Genomic DNA, 17,564 nt, shown 5'->3' with positions numbered 1-17,564 from the left:
CTTCGACGTGCCCGTTCTGGTGGTCCGACGCTACGACCCTGCACCGACGGCGGCAACGGTCCGGCCGGCGGCTACCGTCAGGGGATGCGCTTCGGTCTGACGATCCTGCCCGAGCACGCCTGGTCCGTGGCCGAGCCGATGTGGCGGGAGGCCGACGCGATGGGCTTCGACCACCTGTGGACCTTCGACCACGTCACGTGGGAGGGCCTGCCCGACTCGCCGTGGTTCGCCGCCGTGCCGACGCTGGCGGCCGCCGCAGCCGTGACGTCGAGGGCACGCCTCGGCACCTTCGTGTCCTCGCCGAACAACCACCACCCGGTCCAGCTCATGCGGGAGGTGCTCGCCCTCGACGACATCTCCAGTGGCCGGTTCCTCCTCGGCGTCGGCAGCGGGGGCGACCTCGACTCCCGGATCATGGGCGAGGACCTGCCGCTCAGGCAGCGCGTCGAGCGGTTCCACGAGTTCACCGAGCTGGTCGACCGGCTGCTGCGCGAGGAGCGCGTCACGGCGCAGGGACGCTTCTACGCCGCGCACGACGTCCAGACGCGTCCCGGACCGGTGCGTGGCCTGCCCGGCGGGCATCGGGTTCCGCTCGTCGTCGCGGCGAACGGCCCGCGCTCCATCCGCCTCGCGGTGCACCGTGGCGACGGCTGGATGACCTACGGCGGCACGGCCGACACCGACACCGCATGGTGGCACCTCGTCGCCGGCCACTGCCGCGTCGTCGAGGAGGCGCTCGAGGCGTCCGGTCGCGACCCCGGCAGCCTCGACCGGTACCTCAACCTCGACAGCGCCCCGACCTTCTCGCTGAGCAGTGCCGACGCGTTCGAGGACGCCGTCGGGCGCGCCGCCGAGCTCGGTTTCACCGACGTCATCACGCACTGGCCGCGTCGGTCCGGGCCCTTCGCCGGCACGCGCGCCGTCCTCGACGCCGTCGTCACCGGCGTCATCCCGCGCCTGCGGTGACTCCGACGGGCCCGGTCCCTCGCCGGGCCTCGCGCCCCGGGGCGGCCCGGTGGGTGTCTGTCCCGCGGCTAGGCTGGCGGCCATGCCCCCACGCCGACGCACCCCCGTCGACGCCGGCCGGGCCGCGCTCGAGGCCTGCCGCAGGGCCGACTTCGCCGCCGACCGCCAGACCATCGCGACCGCCGTGCGGTACACCCTCGAGGAGCTGGCCTCGGTCGCCCCGGGGCGCACCGTCGAGGTCCGTGTCCCGCCGTTCGGGGCCGCCCAGTGCATCGAGGGCCCGGTGCACCGGCGCGGGACCCCGCCCAACGTCATCGAGACCGACGCCGACACGTGGTTGCGGCTGGCCGTCGGCGACCTCGCGTGGGACGAGGCCGTCGACGCCTCCCGCGTCCGGGCGAGCGGCCAGCGAGCCCACCTCGAGGGCCTGCTGCCGTTGGCCTCGCTTACGCTGGGCCCGTGAGTCCCGACGTCCCCCGCACCCCGAACTTCAAGCGCTTCCTCGTCACCGGGGCCCTCGTCGGGCTCGTCGTCGGCGTGGTGGTCGGGCTGCGCGAGCCGGGCGGACCCAGCTACTCGCTGACCAGGTCCTACGACGTCGGGACGGCGGTGCTGTTCCTCGGCGCCCTGGGGGTCTTCCTCGGGGCGGGCCTCGCCGGCATCGTCGCGCTCCTGCTCGACCGCACGGGCCGCGACGGCTCGTGACCGGCCGGGGCGCCGGCGTGCGCGCGTCGTGACCATCGCACCGCGCGGTGGGCCGCTGGCCGGGGTCCGCGTCGTCGAGCTGGCCGGCATCGGCCCGTCGCCGTTCGCAGCCATGCTCCTGGCCGACCTCGGCGCCGACGTCATCCGGGTCGACCGGCCGGGCCTGTCGCCGTTGCCCGTGCCCCTCGACCCCGAGCGCGACCTGCTCCGACGCGGTCGCCCCTCCGTCGCGCTCGACCTCAAGCACCCCGACGGGCTCGGGGCCGCGCTGCACCTCGTCGAGCGGGCCGACGTCCTCGTCGAGGGCTACCGCCCCGGCGTCGCGGAGCGCCTCGGCCTGGGCCCCGACGCGTGCCTGGAGCGCAACCCGCGCCTCGTCTACGGACGGATGACCGGCTGGGGCCAGGACGGGCCCCTCGCCCAGGCCGCCGGGCACGACATCGGCTACATCGCCGTCACGGGGGCGCTCGGAGCGATCGGCCGCGCCGGCGGCCCGCCGCAGGTGCCGGTCAACCTCGTCGGTGACTTCGGCGGCGGGGCGCTCTACCTCGTCGTGGGCGTGCTCGCAGCGCTGCTCGAGGCGCGCGCGAGCGGGCGCGGGCAGGTCGTCGACGCGGCGATCGTCGACGGCACGGCGCACGTCTCCTCGCTCGTCCTCGGACTCCTCGGGGCGGGCCTGTGGAGCGGACGGCGGGGCACCAACCTGCTCGACACCGGTGCCCCGTTCTACGACGTGTACGAGACGAGCGACGGCGGCTGGATGGCGGTCGGCCCGCTCGAGCAGGGCTTCTACGACACGTTCCTCGAGCTGCTCGGCCTCTCCGACACGGCGCCGAGCCGGTCGGACCCCGCCGCGTGGCCGGCGCTGCGCGCCCTCCTCGCCGACACGTTCCGGACCCGCAGCCGCGACGCCTGGACCGAGCTCTTCGAGGGCACCGACGCCTGCGTCGAGCCGGTGCTGTCGTACGCGGAGGCGCCGGCCCACCCGCACCTGGCCGCGCGTGGCACGTACGTCGAGCACCACGGCGTCGTGCAGCCCGCCCCGGCGCCGCGGTTCTCACGCACCCCGGCGTACCTGACGACGCCGCCCTCGGCGGTCGGTGCAGACACGCGCGCCGCCCTCGCCGCGTGGGGGGTGCCCGACGTCGAGGGCCTGCTGGCCTCCGGCGCGGCGCTCGAGGCGCCGGACGCCTCGGATGCGTCGGAGGCGCCGGACGCGTCGGGGACGACACGGACGGCGCGGTGACGGCGTCGTGAGGCTCTTCGTCGCGGTCGTTCCTCCCACCCACGCCCTGGAGGACCTCGCGGCGCAGGTCGAGCCGCGGCGCGAGGCCGGCGGTGACCTGCGGTGGACCGACCCGCACCAGTGGCACGTCACCCTGGCGTTCCTCGGCGCGGTCCCCGAGCACCGGCTCGACGACCTCACCGAGGCCCTCGGCGCGGCCGCCTCGCGCCGGGACCCGCTCGTCCTGCGGCTCGCGGGCGCGGGGGCCTTCCCCAACCCGTATGCCGCACGCGTGCTGTGGGTCGGTGTCGAACAGCTGCACGGCGACCTCGACGCCCTCGCCAGGAACGCCCGCGGCGCCGCCAACGGCGTCGGGGCCACGCCCGACGGCACGCGGTTCCACCCGCACGTCACGCTCGGGCGCTTCCGGCGGCCGGCCGAGGCGACGCGCTGGCTGCGCGCCTTCGAGGCGTACGAGGGCCCGACGTGGCGGGCCGAGGAGGTCGTGCTCGTCGAGTCGCACCTCGGGCAGGGGCGGGGTCGTCGCCCCCGGTACGAGGTGCTCGCGGCGCTGCCCCTGCGGGCTCCCGCCGACTGAGCACGACGCGTCCACCCGGGCCGCACGCGTCCGGGCGAGGCTGCCGGCTGTGCGACACTGGGGCAGTGGCACGCGGCGACGGTCGACTGAACCATGACCTCATCCCCGGCGAGAAGGGCCCGCAGGACGCCTGCGGGGTCTTCGGCGTCTGGGCCCCGGGAGAGGACGTCGCGAAGCTGACGTACTTCGGGCTCTATGCGCTGCAGCACCGCGGCCAGGAGTCCGCGGGCATCGCGACCGGCGACGGCGAGAAGATCCTCGTCTACAAGGACATGGGCCTCGTGTCGCAGGTCTTCGACGAGACCGCCCTCAGCTCGCTGCGGGGGCACCTCGCCATCGGGCACACGCGGTACTCGACGACCGGCGGGTCGACGTGGGAGAACGCGCAGCCCACGCTCGGCGGCACCGGCCACAGCACGATCGCCCTGGCCCACAACGGCAACCTCATCAACACCGTCGAGCTCAAGGCCCTCGTCGACGAGCACTTCGGCGGTGCGCGCGTCACCGGCGAGCTCGCCCGGGGCAACACCTCCGACACGGCGCTCGTCACGACGCTGCTGGCCGCCGACGAGGACCGTACCCCCGAGCAGGCCGCCCTCGAGCTGCTGCCGAAGCTGCGGGGCGCCTTCTCCTTCGTCTTCATGGACGAGCAGACGCTGTACGCCGCGCGCGACCCGTGGGGCGTGCGCCCGCTCGCCCTGGGCCGCCTCGAGCGGGGCTGGGTCGTCGCGTCCGAGACCGCAGCGCTGCAGACCATCGGCGCCTCCGTCATCCGCGAGATCGAGCCCGGCGAGCTCATCGCCATCGACGAGAACGGGCTGCGCTCGCACACGTTCGCCGAGCCGCAGCCGAAGGGCTGCGTCTTCGAGTACGTCTACCTCGCGCGCCCCGATGCCGTCATCCGCAACCGTGTCGTGCACGAGGCGCGGGTCGAGATGGGCCGCGTCCTCGCACGCGAGCACGCCGTCGACGCCGACCTCGTCATCGGCGTCCCGGAGTCGGGCGTACCGGCCGCCGTCGGCTACTCGCAGGAGAGCGGCATCCCGTTCGGCCAGGGCTTCGTCAAGAACGCGTACGTCGGGCGCACCTTCATCCAGCCCTCGCAGACGCTGCGCCAGCTCGGCATCCGGCTCAAGCTCAACCCGCTCGAGCACACGATCCGCGGCAAGCGCCTCGTCGTCGTCGACGACTCCATCGTGCGGGGCAACACCCAGCGCGCCCAGATCCGGATGCTGCGCGAGGCCGGCGCCGCCGAGGTGCACGTGCGCATCAGCTCGCCGCCCGTCCAGTGGCCGTGCTTCTACGGCATCGACTTCGCGACCCGGGCCGAGCTCATCGCCACGGGCCTCGGGACCGAGGAGATCCGCGCGTCGATCGGCGCCGACTCGCTCGGCTACATCTCCGAGGACGGCATGATCGCGGCGACCCACCAGCCGCGCGAGCAGCTGTGCACGGCCTGCTTCACCGGCCGGTACCCGATCGAGCTGCCCGAGGACGGCCACATCGGCAAGCACGTGCTCGAGACCCTGCCGCTCACGGTCCGCACCGGTCACGACCGCTCCGTCGACGTCGAGGGCGTCAGTCTCGGGGTCGCGGTCGGCGGCGAGAGCGCCCTGCAGCACCCCTGACCCCCTCTGCGGTTCGAGGTATCTGCTCGCGCTCAGGCGCGACGAATCACCTCCACCCACGGGCTCGGCGATCGGTTCGAGGTATCTGCTCGCGCCCGGGTGCGACTTATCACCTCGACCGGCGGGTCGGCTCGGTCGTCCACAACCCCGGCGACGGGTGGCGAGCCGTCCACAGACGCCTCCGTGCCCGTGGGCCCATCGCGCTGCCCTCGTCGACCATCGGAGCCGTGACCGGTTCCGAACGTCGAGCCATGGCCTCGGCCGCCGCCGCAGCCCACGGGGGAGTGGTGTCCCGCCGACAGCTGCGCGAGCTCGGGATCACGCACGACCACGTCCGCAACGAGGTCGCCGCCGAGCGCTGGCTGGCAGTGGGCAGGCAGGCCGTCGCCGTGCACCGCGGCCCGCTGCCGGTCGTGGCCAGGGCCTGGTCGGCCATCTGGGAGGTGGGTGAGCGCATCGCCCTGCTCGACGGTGTCACGAGCCTGGTCGCCTCCGGCCTGACGGGCTTCGACGAGGAGCTGCTCCACCTGTCCGTCCGCCACAGCCACGACGTCCCCCGACTCGATGGCGTCCGCGTCCACAAGCTCATCCGCCGCCTCGACGACGAGGTCCTCGGCGTCGGCGTCCCTCGCACGCGTCCGGCTGTCGCGGCGGTCCGGGCTGCCGGATGGGCCGTGAGTGACCGGCAGGCCGCCCTGGTCCTGCTCATGGCCGTGCAGCAGCGGTTGACGACCGCGGCGGCGCTCCAGGTGGCCGTCGCGTCGTGCCTCGGACGGCGGCGGCGCGCCTTCATCAAGGGCGTCGTCCGGGACGTGGCGCTCGGCGTCGAGTCGCTCGGCGAGCTCGACTTCGCGCGGCTGTGCCGGGCACGGGGTCTGCCGGAGCCCTCGCGCCAGGTCGTGCGCCAGGGGCCGCGCGGCCGGATCTACCTCGACGTCCGGTGGCACACGCAGGGACTGGTGGTCGAGGTCGACGGCATGCAGCACCGCGAGGGGCTCGCCGTCAGCGTCGACAACCTCAGTCGCAACGCGGTCGTCCTCACCGGCGACAGGGTCCTGCGAATCGACCTGGTCGGTCTGCGCCTGCACGAGGACGCGTTCATGCAGCAGGTCGCTCTCGGCCTCGCAACGTCTCGGTGGAGGTGATTCCTCGCTCGGTGCGGCGAGCGGATACCTCGACACACGGCCTCCCTTCGGAGTCGAGGTGCTTCGTCGCGGTCGGGCACGAGCGATCACCTCGGCCGCGGACGAGAGGAGGGGCAGAGAGGGCCGCTGACCGGCGGACGGCGGACGGGGGAGCCGAGGAGCGCCGGTAGGCTGGGGGCCGTGAGCGACGCCCCCATCACGTATGCCTCAGCCGGAGTGGACGTCGAGGCGGGTGACAAGGCCGTCGAGCTGATGAAGGCGTCGGTCCGACGCGCGACGCGACCCGAGGTGGTCGGTGGGCTGGGCGGCTTCGCCGGCATGTTCGACGCGAGCGCGATCGCCCGTATGACGCGTCCGATCCTCGCCACGAGCACCGACGGCGTCGGCACCAAGGTGGCGATCGCCCAGGCGCTCGACCGCCACGACACGATCGGCTTCGACCTCGTCGGGATGGTCGTCGACGACATCGTCGTGTGCGGCGCCGAGCCCCTGTTCATGACCGACTACATCGCCACGGGCAAGGTCGTGCCAGAGCGCGTCGCGGCCATCGTCGGTGGCATCGCCCGGGCGTGCGAGGAGGCGGGCGTCGCCCTCGTCGGTGGCGAGACCGCCGAGCACCCCGGACTGCTCGAGCCCGACGAGTACGACGTCGCGGGCGCGGCCACCGGTGTCGTCGAGTTCGCCGACGTCCTCGGCCCGCAGCGCGTGGCCGACGGCGACGTCGTGGTGGCGCTCGCGAGCAGCGGCCTGCACAGCAACGGCTACAGCCTCGTGCGTCGCGTCGTCCAGAGCGCCGGCTGGGCCCTGGACCGGCACGTCGACGACTTCGGCCGCACGCTCGGCGAGGAGCTGCTCGAGCCGACCCGCATCTACACCCGGCCGCTGCTCGCGCTCATCGGTGACGACGACGTCGACGTGCACGCCCTGAGCCACGTCACCGGCGGTGGGCTCGCGGCCAACCTGGCCCGGGTCCTGCCGGCCGGTACGTTCGCGCGGCTCGACCGGTCCACGTGGACGCCTCCCGCGGTCTTCCGCACCGTGCAGGACCTCGGACGCGTGCCCCAGGCCGACGTCGAGCGCACCCTCAACCAGGGTGTCGGGTTCGTCGCGGTGCTGCCCGAGGCCCACGCCGCCCGTGCGGTCGAGCTGAGCCGGGCGGCCGGCATCGCTGCGTGGCGCCTCGGCGAGGTGACGACGGAGGAGACCGCCACCACCACCGGCATGATCGTCCCGGACGTCGAGGTCGTCCGTGGGGCGAAGGGCGTCGAGGGGGGCGCCGTCCAGGTGGTCGGGTCGCACCCGACGCCCTGAACCGGGCCGCGCCGGGCGAACGGCGCCGGTCGGCCCGCGTCGTCCTCCATCCGCCTGCGGCCAGCAGGGCCAGCACGGCCAGCACGGGATGCCCGGGCGCGACGCAGCCTGCGAAGGACGCATGCGGACGGCCGTGAAGGCCCAAGGGGGGACGAGCCCCGGCTCAGAGCCTCTGGGACCCATCGAGGGACGACAGCGCGTCGGTGCCGCGAGGACGACCACGTGCCGGGTGACGAGTCACCCGGCACCTGTCGTGAGGACTGGAGGGGGCGAGCTCACCGCTCGCCCGACGCCCACTTCCCGTACTCGTCGTACTCGTTCTCGCTGTTCAGGGACGGCGACTCGTTGTCTCCGTCCCGCTGAGACGAGCCGTGCAGCTCGCGCTCCAGCGCGCTCAAGTCCGTGTTCGGCGTGTAGTACTTGAGCTGCCGTGCGACCTTGGTCTGCTTGGCTTTGGCTCGGCCGCGCCCCATGGCGTGACCCCCTCATGCGTCGTGCCGGGGCGGCATCGCTCGGCGGGGAGACCTTCGGCTCTCCGTCTTCCGCGTAGCGGCCCCGGGATGTGTGGTGTCTGCGTGGTGCTAACGCTACATGAGCGAGGCAAATCGTGCCCGCGTCCACCCCGGCGATCGAGCGGCGTCGACGGGAACGAGCCGTGGTATACACCAAGGCTCCGACGCTCGTGCCGATATGAGACTTTCGGGGTTTAACTGCCATTCAGGCGCTCGAGACTTTACTCTTGCTTTACTGAGCCCCGGTTGGGGCACATGCGTGTCGCTGCACCTAGCGACAGGGTGGTGGGGATATGACAATGACGACTCAGGATCGGCACGACACCGAAAAACTGCTCACGCCTGCTGAGGTCGCGGCCCTCTTCAGGGTCGACCCGAAGACGGTCACCCGATGGGCCAAAGCCGGCAAGCTGACCTCGATCCGGACCCTCGGCGGGCATCGCCGGTACCGGGAGTCCGAGGTTCGCGAGCTCTTGGGCGGCGGGCACTGACCGACCGGGACTTGGGGGTACCGGCCGACGAACCAGGGGAGGGGCGCCGACGTGCGCCCCTCCACCTGCATCACCCTGCGCCTGCGGCCCACCACCCTGCTGCTCGGCGTGGACGTGGCGGCGTCAGGGGCGCGCTCTAGGGTCGGGGGATGACGACTCCGGAGATCAGCGCCATCACCCTCGGCGTCCGCGACGTCGAGGCGTCCCGCGACTTCTACGTCGACGGGCTCGGGTTCCGGCCGGTGCTGCACCTGCGCGGCGAGATCGCCTTCGTGCAGTGCGCCCCGGGTCAGGTGCTTGCGCTGTGGAACGTGACCTCGATGCCGAGCGAGTACGGCGACGTCGGGCACGGCACGCAGGCGCCACCGATGTCGCTGGGACACAACGTTGTTCGCGCGGAGGAGGTCGAACGGCTCCACGACGCAGCCGTGGCAGCCGGCGCGACGAGCGTCACGGCCCCGGCCCTGCGTGAGTGGGGCGGCACGAGCGCCTGTGTCGCGGACCCCGACGGCTTCCGCTGGGACTTCGTGCACAACCCCGGGTTCCGCGTCGACTCGGACGGCACGGTCCACCTGGGCGAGTGACCGGTCACCACCCCAGCCGGCCCCCCATGGGCGGCCGGCCTCAGTGGCCGAGGGCCCGCAGCTGCAGGCGCAGCGCGAGGCGCGTCTCGGGGTCGTGCAGGTCGAGGTCGACGACGTCGGACAGCCGCTGCATCCGGTAGCGCAGCGTGTTCGGGTGCACGTGCACGGCCCGGGCCGCCGCGCGGGGGTCCCCTGGGTGGTCGAGCCAGGCGGCGACCGTCTCGAGGTAGGCCGTCGCGTGCTGCTCGTCGTGCTGGCGCAGGGTCTCGACCGGGCCCAGCAGCTCCTCGGTCCAGATGCCGCCGAGCGCACGGGCGTTGGTCACGGCGGCCCAGGCGTCCTCGACCGTGACCGTCGTCCCGTGGACGCGCCCGGCCTCGCGCAGCCGCTGCACCTCGGTGGCCTCGCGCCGGGACCGGTCGAGCTGTGCGACGCGGGAGACGCGTCCACCGGCGCTGGCGGTCGCCGTCGGGCTCACGCGCGCGACCTCCGTCACCACCCCGAGCAGCCACTGCCACGTGCCCGGCGTCGAGTCACCGGGCACGTCACGGACGAGGACGAGGGCGACGCCGTCGAAGATCGCCAGCAGCGGCTGGCGCCAGGACCGCCGCCGCGCCGCCGACTCCCACACGTCGAGCTCGCGTTCGGTGGCACCACCGGTGCCGGCGGCGCCCCCGCTGGCCCCGGCGGCCCTGCTGCCGCCGCTCCGGGCGCGCGCGGTGCCGCCTCCGCGCCCGCCGAGCGTGGCGTCCGCCGGTGCCCCTGACGCCTCGGACGCCTCGTACGCCCCGGCGAGGACGGCGACCCGCCACGGCGGCGGGGGCAACCACCCCTCGGCCTCGAGGCTGTCACCGCTGAGCACGGCCCGAACCCGGTCGGCAGCGACGCGGCGGGCGAGGTCGGCCTGGGAACGCAGCCGGAGCAGATGGAGGGCGACGACCGACGCGGTCTGGCCCAGCGAGCGGCGCACGGCCTCGGGCGGCTCCTCGTCGACGACGGCCCAGATGGAGCCCAGCCACTCGGTCCCGGCGCGCACCGGCACGACGAGGCGCGCGCCGAGGTCCCGGCCGGCGGGGACGAAGAACGGTTCGTCGGAGCGCGCGAGGCGCCGGAAGACGCCGCGGCCGCGCAGCGACGCGATGACCTCGTCCGGCACCCGGCGGCCGACGATGGTCGACACGCGGGCGGGGTCGGCGACGGCCTGCGCCGAGGAGTAGGCGAGGACCCGGGACTGGGTGTCCTCGATGGTGATCGGGCCGCCGACGAGGCCCGCGCAGGCGTCGGCGAGCGCGAACAGCTCGTCGAGCACCGGACCCTCGGCCCGGAGCGCGGGGCCGCTCGCGGCGCGGTCCAGGACGCCGCGCAGCAGCCACACGACGTGCGCCCAGGAGGCGTGGTCGGCCAGCTCGACGAGGGCGACACCGTGTCGTCTGGCGGCGGCGCGCACCCGCGGGTTCCGCGCCGCGGCGCGTCGGAGCACGACGGCACCGACGTCGACGCCGGCCGCCCCCTCGAGCAGGGCCTCGGCGTCCGCGGGCCGGTCGACGCCGACGCCGAGGAGCAGGTCACCGGCCTGGCCGAAGACGCCGGAGCCGGGCTCGGCGAGCGTCACGTCGTCCACGGTGCCTGCGCCCGCGTCGACGACGACGGTGAGCAGGCCCCCGCCGATGGTGCCGACGAGCTGGGCGACCGGCAGCCCGACCGAGCTCGTGGAGGACGTCCTGGTGGCGGCGCGGCTCGACGCGCCCCGCGTGGGAGCCATGCGCCCATGGTGACACGCCGTTGTGCTGCTGGCACAACCATCGGCCTGAAGTGTGGCGAGCCAGCACCAAGGGTCCACGAGATGCCGGCCGCACCATGGGGACAGGCGCCGGCGGCGCCGCACCCCACCGCAGTGCCGCCGCGCCCCACCGAGGCCCTCCGGCACCCCGCGAACAGGAGTCGACCCCATGGCTGGCAGCACCCCGTCCGTCCCGTCCTCGCACCCCGCCCCCGGCCGCGTCGCCGTCGTCGGCGCCGGCATGGTGGGCCTGGCCACCGCCTGGTTCCTCCAGGAGCGTGGCGTCGAGGTCACCGTCATCGACCGGGAGGGTGTCGCCGCCGGCGCCTCCTGGGGCAACGCCGGCTGGCTGACCCCGGGCATCGCCACGCCGCTGCCCGAACCGGCTGTCCTCAGGTACGGCCTGCGGGCGGTCCTGTCGCCGACGTCGCCGGTCTACGTGCCGCCGAGCGCGAACCCCGACTTCCTGCGCTTCGTCACCGGGTTCACCCGCCACAGCACGATGAAGGCGTGGAAGCGGGCCATGGGCGCCCTCGTCCCCGTCAACGACCTCTCGCTCGCGAGCTTCGACCTCCTCACGGACGGCGGCGTCGACGCGGAGACGTACGAGGCCAAGTCGTTCACGGCCGCCTACCGCACCGCCGAGGAGCGCCAGACGCTGCTCGAGGAGATCGAGCACATCCATGCGTCCGGCGGCGACATCGCCTTCGACGTCCTCACCGGCGACGAGGCCCGCGCCATCGAGCCGGCCCTGTCCGACGAGATCGGCGCGGCGATCGTGCTGCACGGCCAGCGCTTCATCAACCCCGGCGCGTTCGTCGGCGCGCTGGCCGACTCGGTCGTGGCCCGCGGCGGCAAGATCCTCACGGGCAGCGCCATCGCCTCCATCGTCGACACCGCCACCGGGGTCGTGCTGACGAACGAGGACGGCATCGCCGAGACCTTCGACGCGGTCGTCGTCGCGACCGGTGCCTGGCTCGGCAGGTTGGCCCGGGAGTTCGGGGTCAAGCGCGTCGTCCAGGCCGGCCGCGGCTACTCGTTCAGCGTCGAGGTCGAGGACCTGCCGAACGGTCCGGTGTACTTCCCGGCCGCGCGGGTCGCGTGCACGCCGGTCGGTGACCGCCTCCGGGTCGCCGGCATGATGGAGTTCCGCAGGCCCGAGGCGGCCCTCGACCAGCGCCGCATCGGGGCCATCGTCCAGGCGGCCCGGCCGCTGCTCAAGGGCGCCGACCTCGACCGGCGCCGGGACGAGTGGGTCGGCTCGCGCCCCTGCACCATCGACGGCCTGCCGCTCATCGGCGCGACGCGGTCGTCGAAGGTCTTCGTCGCCGGTGGCCACGGCATGTGGGGCATCACCCTCGGCCCGGTCACGGGCCGTCTGCTCGCGGAGCAGATCGTCACCGGCGCGACGCCGGACGAGCTGCGTCCGTTCAACCCGCTCCGCTGACGCGGAGGCACCTGGGAGGGTGCTGGGCCCGTCCGTCGGACACGTCGGACGGGCCCTCGCACGTCCGGGGCGAGGCGGCGCGTCAGGCCTGCGACGCCGGGACCGGGTTGACGGTGCAGACGAAGCGCTTGACGACCCCGGTGTCGACGAGGTCGCCGCTCGACAGGGCTGCCACGACCTCGTCGGTCGCGTCGAGCACGCCGTTGCCGTCCAGGTCGCCGGACGCCAGCGCCGCCGCGTACCCGTGCGGGGCCGTCACGGCGTGCACGGCCCAGCGGCCGCCGTTGAAGTCGGCGTAGCCGGGAGCCGACGTCGCGACGCTGCGCTGCAGCGTCCCGAAGCTGTAGATCGTGTCGTAGCTCTGCTCGGGCGCACCGGTGCCCGACAGGTCGGTCGGCGTGGCCACCGTCCGGTACAGCGTGTGGTCGACGTAGAAGGCGGGCCCCGAGACCCCGGCGGAGGCCGGCCCGACGCCGACGGCGAGGACGGCAGCACCGGCGGCGGCGACGGCGGCGAGCACGGTCTGGAGGTGGGTTCGCTTGTGCTTCATGGGTTCTCCTCGATGAACCGGTCGGGCGACCGGGTTGCCCTCGATTCAAGTGGCGCGGCGGGGCGGGTGCCATGACCTCGTCGTTACGAGCTCCTTACGAGGTGCTGACGTCGGCGGCCGACGCCTCCGTCCCGACCCCGGAGGACGCCGTACCGGACCTATCCTGAGCCCGTGGAGCCGGTGGAGCGCGTGCTCGTCGTCGATGACGACCCGACGGTCTCGGGCGTCGTCGCCGCCTACCTCGACCGTGCCGGGTTCGGCGTCGAGGTCGTGGCCGACGGGCGAGACGCGGTCGCCTCCGTCGCCCGTCGGCGCCCCGACCTCGTCCTGCTGGACCTCATGCTCCCCGGGCTCGACGGTCTCGAGGTGTGCCGCCGGCTCCGAGCGTCCCACCCCGCCCTGCCGGTCGTCATGCTCACGGCGCGAGGCGAGGAGCACGACCGCATCGCCGGGCTCGAGCTGGGGGCGGACGACTACGTCACGAAACCGTTCAGCCCGCGCGAGCTCGTCCTGCGTGTGGAGTCGGTCCTGCGTCGGGCCCGAGTGGTGCCGGGCGTCGGGACGCCGCGACCCGGCGGCGCCGGTGGGGTGAGCCTGCCCGACGCGCCGGACCTGCTCGTCGACGGCGACCTGACCGTCGACGTCACCGGTCGCCGCGTCCACCTCGGTGACGACGAACCGGTCCTGACGACAAGGGAGTTCGACCTGCTGGCCTGGTTCGTTCGACACCCCGGACGCGTGTTCACCCGTACGGAGCTGATGCGCTCGGTGTGGGGCTGGGACTACGGCGACGAGTCGACGGTCACGGTGCACGTGCGCCGGGTGCGCGAGAAGGTCGAGACCGACCCGGCGGCGCCCCGTCGGCTGGTGACGGTGTTCGGGGTCGGCTACCGCTGGGACTCTCGTCAGTCGCGGGCCCAGCCGGGTCCCGATGCCACGGCGGGGGCACTCTGATGGGCAGCACCGGCGTTCAGGCCGTCCTCGTGTCGGCCGGCATGGCCACGGTCGTCGGCTCCCTCGGCGCGATGCTCGTCCGGCGCGCCACCCGTCGGCCCACGGTCCGAGCCGCCGTCGTGGCGGCCATCGCCGCGCCGCTCGTCGTGGTCCTGGCCGTCGGCGCCGGCATCTACACGAGCTCGCGGGCGATGCTGCTGTCGGAGCACGACTCCTCGCTCGTCCTCCTCGGTCTGCTCGCGACCGTCCCGGTCGCCGTGGCCGCCGGCTGGGCCATCGCGCGGCACGTGCAGGACCTCGGGCGCGCCGTGTCCCGCGCGCAGGAGGCCCGACTGCGAGACCAGGTCGTGGAGGAGCGACGGCGCGAGCTGGTCGCGTGGGTCTCCCACGACCTGCGCAGCCCGCTGGCCGCGATGCGGGCCCTGGCCGACGCCCTCGAGGACGCCGTGGTGCCCGACCCGGCGGCCGCGTTCGCCCAGCTGCGGCGCGAGATCGGACGCCTCGACGGCATGGTCGGTGACCTGCTCGACCTCTCGCGCATCACTGCGGGTGACGTCGGGCGCGACCCCGTGCTCGTCGACCTGGTGGACCTCGTGTCGGACGTCGTGGCTGCGGCGCGCCCGGTGGCGGCCCGGGCCGGTGTGACCGTCAGCGGCACGTCGACCGGGACCCCGACGGCGAGGGTGGACCCGCGCGACCTGACGCGCGTCGTCGACAACCTCGTCGGCAACGCGGTGCGACACACCGCACCGGGAAGCACCGTGCGCGTGGACCTGTCGTGCGACGGCCCGGACGCCGTGATCGCCGTGTCGGACGCGTGCGGCGGCATCCCGGAGGACGTGCTGCCCCGGGTCTTCGAGCCCGGCTTCCGCGGGTCCGCCGCGCGCACGCCGACGGGTACCGCCGGCGCCGGCCTCGGACTGGCCATCGTGTCGGCCCTCGTCGACGCCTACCGAGGCACGGTCACGGTGGCGAACGTCGGCGGAGGCGGGGCGGTCGTCGTCAGGTCCGACGGACGCAGGTCCGACGCGAGCCCCGGGTCCGGGCCGGCGGTGGGCTGCCGCTTCGAGGTACGCCTGCCCCTCGACGGCGCGCCGGCGACCCCACGACCGACGCCGCTGCACGGCCGGGCCGCCGACGCGTCCTCGGACGAGCTGGCCCGCTGACGGGGGCGGCGGAGCGACGCCGGTGCCCCCGGCCCTCTCCGGGCTGTGTCAGTCGGACCCCGGCCCGTCGCCCGGCGAGCCGCTGTCGGAGCCGCTGCCGGAGCCGCTGCCGGAGCCGCTGTCGGAACCGCTGCCTGAGTCGCTGCCTGACCCGCCGTCCGACCCGCTGTCGGAACCGCTGCTGGAACCCCGGCGCGAGTCCGTGCCCGACTCGGCGTCGTCGCCCGAGCCGGACGCGTCGTGGGACCCCGACCCGTCGTCCCCGACGCTGCCGCCCGAGTGCTCCCTGTCGGACGACTCGGGCGTGGCGGACAGGCCGGAGCCCCCGCTCGTGCTCCCACGCGTCCGGCCCGGACCGGAGCGCTCACCGCCGTCGGCCTCGTCGCGAGCGTCGTCACCGTCGTGACGCGTGCTCGCACCGGACCCGCGAGTACCGGCGGACGCTGTCCCGGCGGGGCCGCCCTCTCCGCGGCCGGTCCCGCGGACGGCGGTGGCGGTGCTCGGGGAGCCCCCAGCGGGGGCGCGAGGGGGCTCGACCACGCCGGTCGCCGGCTGGAGCCGGTGGCGCGCCGCCGCGAGCATCCCGGCGACGCCGGCCAGACGGGCGCGGACGGCGTCGACCCCGAGTGTGCCACCCAGGGGGTCGCGCACCCCGTCGAGGACGGCGGAGGCGTCGGCGAGCAGCGACTCGGCACGGTCGAGGGCCGCAGCCGTCGGCTCGGCGTCGGGCGGTGTGACGAGCCCCGCTGCCTCGGTGACGAGCGCCTGCGCCCGGACGAGGGCGACGGGCGCGGCCGGCAGCACGGGGACGGGCACGGGCGGTCGGGTGTGCGCGGCCGGGACGAGTCCGAGCGCGATCGACGCGGCAGCGGCGACGAGGATGCGCGAGCAGATGACGGCGTGACGCTGCCGGCCGGGCATGGCGGAGGGGGCGGGGGCGTCGGGTCCGCGGCGGGTGGGGCCCGGGTCGACGCCCGTCGAGGCGGCGGTGCCTGCTTCGGCGCCCCGGCTCGCGCGGTCGGCGGTGCGGGCCAGGTTCAGGAGTGCCTCGGCGGCCCGGTCGGGAGCACCCGACCTCGGCTGCTCACGGGCCGCGAGGCGGTCGAGGAGGAGGTCGTCGGCGTGGACCGCGGCATACCGCTCGGGGCGGGTCATGGCGCGTCCTCCTCGAGTCGTCGCCGCAGGGCGCGCAGGGCGCGGTGCTGGGCCACCCGCACGGCTGTCGGTGTCATACCGAGCAGGGCCGCGACCTCATCGGCGGACAGGCCGTCGACGACGCGGAGCAGGAGGATCTCGCGCTGGCGCTCGGGCAGTCGGCCGAGCGGTGCCAGGGCGCGCGAGAGGTCGTCGACCGTCACGGCGCGCTGCTCCGGCGTCGGCTCGGCCGACGCGGCGTCGGGCACGACGCCCGCGAACTCCCGCGCCCTCGCCAGCGAGCGTCGGGCCATCGCCACCTTGTTCGCGGCGATGCCGAAGACGAAGCTGCTGAACGGGGTGGCCCGCTCCTCGTACCCCGGCAGCGCGTGCGCGAGCGCGAGGCAGGCCTCCTGCGTGACGTCCTCGGCGAGCTCGTCGCCGACCCGGGTGAGGCAGTAGCGGTGGATGCGGGGCCGGAACTCGGCCAGCACGGCCTCCACCGCGTCGGGATCGCCCGACCGGCCTCGTCGCACGGCGTCGCGCAGCAGTGGCTCGTCCATGTCCTGTCCACGATGGTGGGTCGAACCGGACATTACACGCGCACCGGGCGTAACGCCGGGTGATCGAGCGGCAATGTACGGGCGCATCCGGCCACCGGTCAGATCTCCCATCGGAAGGACCGAACCCATGAACCACCGGCTCGTCCAGCGCAAGATCGTCCTCGGCGTCGGCGGCGTCGTCATCGCCGCGGCGATGACGGGCGGCGGCATCGCGGCCGCCTCCGACGACGCCCCGGCCTCGACGCCGGTCGTCGTGACGACCCCCGACACCGACGAGACCTCCGAGGCGGCCGAGACCCCGGAGGCGCCAGAGACCGAGACGCCGGAGGCCACCGAGACCCCCGAGGCCACCGAGACCCCCGAGGCCACCGAGACCCCCGAGGCCACGGAGAGCGGGAAGCCCCAGCTGCCGGAGGCCGCGGCTCACGGGCAGGCCACGGCGGCGGCGGCGAAGAAGAAGGGCGTCGAGGAGCGCACGGCGCACCGGTCGGCCCGGGCGGCCGAGGTCTCCCACGCCGGAGGCGTCGGGACACCCGCAGCGGACACCCACCCCACCCCGAGCGCGTCCGACGACCAGGGCGAGGACGCCGACGACCAGGGCGAGGACGCGAACGGCGACTCGCACGACTCGGGCGACGACGCGAGCGAGCACGGCTCGCACCACCAGGGTGGCGACGACCACGGTGACGACGGCGACCACGGTGGCGACGACGGCGGGTCCGGCGGCTCGGACGACTGAGCGCAGCGCCCCGTCCCCTCGTGCGGAGGTCACGCGGCCACCCTCCCGGTCGGCCGCGTGACCACC

At 74.7% G+C, this 17,564-nt stretch carries 19 protein-coding genes; 14 read left to right on the top strand and 5 right to left on the bottom strand.

What is annotated here, in order from left to right; all coding sequences use genetic code 11:
* The first annotated feature begins 84 nt into the window (after positions 1-84).
* The 8 genes from AC1VM9_RS05690 (at position 85) to purM (ending at position 7,578) form a co-directional block, all read left to right on the top strand.
* Positions 85-966: an LLM class flavin-dependent oxidoreductase gene (locus AC1VM9_RS05690; RefSeq protein ID WP_481341591.1), complete on the top strand. Its 882-nt coding sequence runs from the start codon at positions 85-87 to the stop codon at positions 964-966.
* Between the two features lie 82 nt (positions 967-1,048).
* Positions 1,049-1,429 (top strand): sterol carrier family protein, encoded by a 381-nt coding sequence (locus AC1VM9_RS05685; protein ID WP_481341590.1) that lies wholly within the window; start codon positions 1,049-1,051, stop codon positions 1,427-1,429.
* Complete coding sequence (locus AC1VM9_RS05680) at positions 1,426-1,671, top strand: hypothetical protein (RefSeq protein ID WP_481341589.1); 246 nt, start codon at positions 1,426-1,428, stop codon at positions 1,669-1,671. Before AC1VM9_RS05685 ends, AC1VM9_RS05680 begins: the two co-directional genes overlap by 4 nt.
* Positions 1,672-1,699: 28 nt before the next feature.
* Positions 1,700-2,917 (top strand): CaiB/BaiF CoA transferase family protein, encoded by a 1,218-nt coding sequence (locus AC1VM9_RS05675; protein WP_481341588.1) that lies wholly within the window; start codon positions 1,700-1,702, stop codon positions 2,915-2,917.
* 7 nt (positions 2,918-2,924) lie between these two features.
* Positions 2,925-3,494: an RNA 2',3'-cyclic phosphodiesterase gene (thpR, locus tag AC1VM9_RS05670; protein WP_481341587.1), complete on the top strand. Its 570-nt coding sequence runs from the start codon at positions 2,925-2,927 to the stop codon at positions 3,492-3,494.
* 65 nt (positions 3,495-3,559) lie between these two features.
* Complete coding sequence (gene purF, locus AC1VM9_RS05665) at positions 3,560-5,122, top strand: amidophosphoribosyltransferase (RefSeq protein ID WP_481341586.1); 1,563 nt, start codon at positions 3,560-3,562, stop codon at positions 5,120-5,122.
* A 227-nt stretch (positions 5,123-5,349) separates the two neighbouring features.
* Positions 5,350-6,267: a hypothetical protein gene (locus tag AC1VM9_RS05660; protein WP_483121673.1), complete on the top strand. Its 918-nt coding sequence runs from the start codon at positions 5,350-5,352 to the stop codon at positions 6,265-6,267.
* Between the two features lie 180 nt (positions 6,268-6,447).
* Entirely contained in the window at positions 6,448-7,578 is a 1,131-nt protein-coding gene (purM, locus tag AC1VM9_RS05655) for a phosphoribosylformylglycinamidine cyclo-ligase (protein ID WP_483121672.1), read from the top strand.
* Positions 7,579-7,853: 275 nt separating this feature from the next.
* On the opposite strand, the gene AC1VM9_RS05650 is transcribed toward purM, so the two are convergent.
* Positions 7,854-8,051: a DUF3073 domain-containing protein gene (locus AC1VM9_RS05650; RefSeq protein WP_481341583.1), complete on the bottom strand. Its 198-nt coding sequence runs from the start codon at positions 8,049-8,051 to the stop codon at positions 7,854-7,856.
* A 338-nt stretch (positions 8,052-8,389) separates the two neighbouring features.
* On the opposite strand from AC1VM9_RS05650, the gene AC1VM9_RS05645 reads away from it, so the two are divergent.
* Both AC1VM9_RS05645 and AC1VM9_RS05640 read left to right on the top strand, forming a co-directional pair.
* A complete protein-coding gene (locus AC1VM9_RS05645; RefSeq protein ID WP_323102359.1) occupies positions 8,390-8,581 on the top strand; it encodes a BldC family transcriptional regulator in 192 nt (63 codons plus the stop codon).
* Positions 8,582-8,730: 149 nt separating this feature from the next.
* Positions 8,731-9,165 carry a VOC family protein gene (locus AC1VM9_RS05640; RefSeq protein WP_481341582.1) on the top strand — a complete coding sequence of 145 codons (435 nt, stop codon included), beginning with the start codon at positions 8,731-8,733 and terminating at the stop codon, positions 9,163-9,165.
* Positions 9,166-9,205: 40 nt separating this feature from the next.
* On the opposite strand, the gene AC1VM9_RS05635 is transcribed toward AC1VM9_RS05640, so the two are convergent.
* Positions 9,206-10,927, bottom strand: coding sequence for a helix-turn-helix domain-containing protein (locus AC1VM9_RS05635; protein ID WP_483121669.1), 1,722 nt, complete (start codon positions 10,925-10,927; stop codon positions 9,206-9,208).
* A 187-nt stretch (positions 10,928-11,114) separates the two neighbouring features.
* Here AC1VM9_RS05635 and AC1VM9_RS05630 point away from each other — a divergent pair, with 187 nt between their 5' ends.
* The gene (locus AC1VM9_RS05630) at positions 11,115-12,392 is read left to right on the top strand and encodes an NAD(P)/FAD-dependent oxidoreductase (protein WP_483121667.1); all 1,278 of its coding nucleotides are present in this window, start codon (positions 11,115-11,117) and stop codon (positions 12,390-12,392) included.
* Between the two features lie 82 nt (positions 12,393-12,474).
* On the opposite strand, the gene AC1VM9_RS05625 is transcribed toward AC1VM9_RS05630, so the two are convergent.
* Positions 12,475-12,942 (bottom strand): hypothetical protein, encoded by a 468-nt coding sequence (locus tag AC1VM9_RS05625; RefSeq protein ID WP_483121665.1) that lies wholly within the window; start codon positions 12,940-12,942, stop codon positions 12,475-12,477.
* A gap of 180 nt (positions 12,943-13,122) precedes the next feature.
* Here AC1VM9_RS05625 and AC1VM9_RS05620 point away from each other — a divergent pair, with 180 nt between their 5' ends.
* Both AC1VM9_RS05620 and AC1VM9_RS05615 read left to right on the top strand, forming a co-directional pair.
* Positions 13,123-13,896, top strand: coding sequence for a response regulator transcription factor (locus AC1VM9_RS05620; RefSeq protein ID WP_483123972.1), 774 nt, complete (start codon positions 13,123-13,125; stop codon positions 13,894-13,896).
* Positions 13,896-15,062, top strand: coding sequence for a sensor histidine kinase (locus tag AC1VM9_RS05615; RefSeq protein WP_483121663.1), 1,167 nt, complete (start codon positions 13,896-13,898; stop codon positions 15,060-15,062). Before AC1VM9_RS05620 ends, AC1VM9_RS05615 begins: the two co-directional genes overlap by 1 nt.
* Positions 15,063-15,110: 48 nt before the next feature.
* On the opposite strand, the gene AC1VM9_RS05610 is transcribed toward AC1VM9_RS05615, so the two are convergent.
* Both AC1VM9_RS05610 and AC1VM9_RS05605 read right to left on the bottom strand, forming a co-directional pair.
* Positions 15,111-16,217, bottom strand: a complete 1,107-nt coding sequence (locus tag AC1VM9_RS05610) for a hypothetical protein (protein WP_483121661.1) — start codon at positions 16,215-16,217, stop codon at positions 15,111-15,113.
* A complete protein-coding gene (locus AC1VM9_RS05605) occupies positions 16,214-16,759 on the bottom strand; it encodes a sigma-70 family RNA polymerase sigma factor (protein WP_481343795.1) in 546 nt (181 codons plus the stop codon). Before AC1VM9_RS05605 ends, AC1VM9_RS05610 begins: the two co-directional genes overlap by 4 nt.
* 127 nt (positions 16,760-16,886) lie before the next feature.
* Between AC1VM9_RS05605 and AC1VM9_RS05600 the strand changes: the two genes are divergently transcribed.
* Entirely contained in the window at positions 16,887-17,498 is a 612-nt protein-coding gene (locus tag AC1VM9_RS05600) for a hypothetical protein (RefSeq protein ID WP_483121659.1), read from the top strand.
* Positions 17,499-17,564: the final 66 nt, after the last annotated feature.

The organism is Monashia sp. HAY1-11D (assembly GCF_056868035.1).
This window is presented reverse-complemented; position numbering and strand designations above follow the sequence as displayed.

What these genes read in the sequence shown, in the direction of transcription:
- AC1VM9_RS05635 (WP_483121669.1), bottom strand. Translation starts at nt 10,927, where the DNA reads ATGGCTCCCACGCGGGGCGCGTCGAGCCGCGCCGCCACCAGGACGTCC.
- AC1VM9_RS05600 (WP_483121659.1), top strand. Translation starts at nt 16,887, where the DNA reads ATGAACCACCGGCTCGTCCAGCGCAAGATCGTCCTCGGCGTCGGCGGC.
- AC1VM9_RS05650 (WP_481341583.1), bottom strand. Translation starts at nt 8,051, where the DNA reads ATGGGGCGCGGCCGAGCCAAAGCCAAGCAGACCAAGGTCGCACGGCAG.
- AC1VM9_RS05615 (WP_483121663.1), top strand. Translation starts at nt 13,896, where the DNA reads ATGGGCAGCACCGGCGTTCAGGCCGTCCTCGTGTCGGCCGGCATGGCC.
- AC1VM9_RS05690 (WP_481341591.1), top strand. Translation starts at nt 85, where the DNA reads ATGCGCTTCGGTCTGACGATCCTGCCCGAGCACGCCTGGTCCGTGGCC.
- AC1VM9_RS05640 (WP_481341582.1), top strand. Translation starts at nt 8,731, where the DNA reads ATGACGACTCCGGAGATCAGCGCCATCACCCTCGGCGTCCGCGACGTC.
- AC1VM9_RS05645 (WP_323102359.1), top strand. Translation starts at nt 8,390, where the DNA reads ATGACGACTCAGGATCGGCACGACACCGAAAAACTGCTCACGCCTGCT.
- AC1VM9_RS05610 (WP_483121661.1), bottom strand. Translation starts at nt 16,217, where the DNA reads ATGACCCGCCCCGAGCGGTATGCCGCGGTCCACGCCGACGACCTCCTC.
- AC1VM9_RS05605 (WP_481343795.1), bottom strand. Translation starts at nt 16,759, where the DNA reads ATGGACGAGCCACTGCTGCGCGACGCCGTGCGACGAGGCCGGTCGGGC.
- AC1VM9_RS05685 (WP_481341590.1), top strand. Translation starts at nt 1,049, where the DNA reads ATGCCCCCACGCCGACGCACCCCCGTCGACGCCGGCCGGGCCGCGCTC.
- AC1VM9_RS05630 (WP_483121667.1), top strand. Translation starts at nt 11,115, where the DNA reads ATGGCTGGCAGCACCCCGTCCGTCCCGTCCTCGCACCCCGCCCCCGGC.
- AC1VM9_RS05625 (WP_483121665.1), bottom strand. Translation starts at nt 12,942, where the DNA reads ATGAAGCACAAGCGAACCCACCTCCAGACCGTGCTCGCCGCCGTCGCC.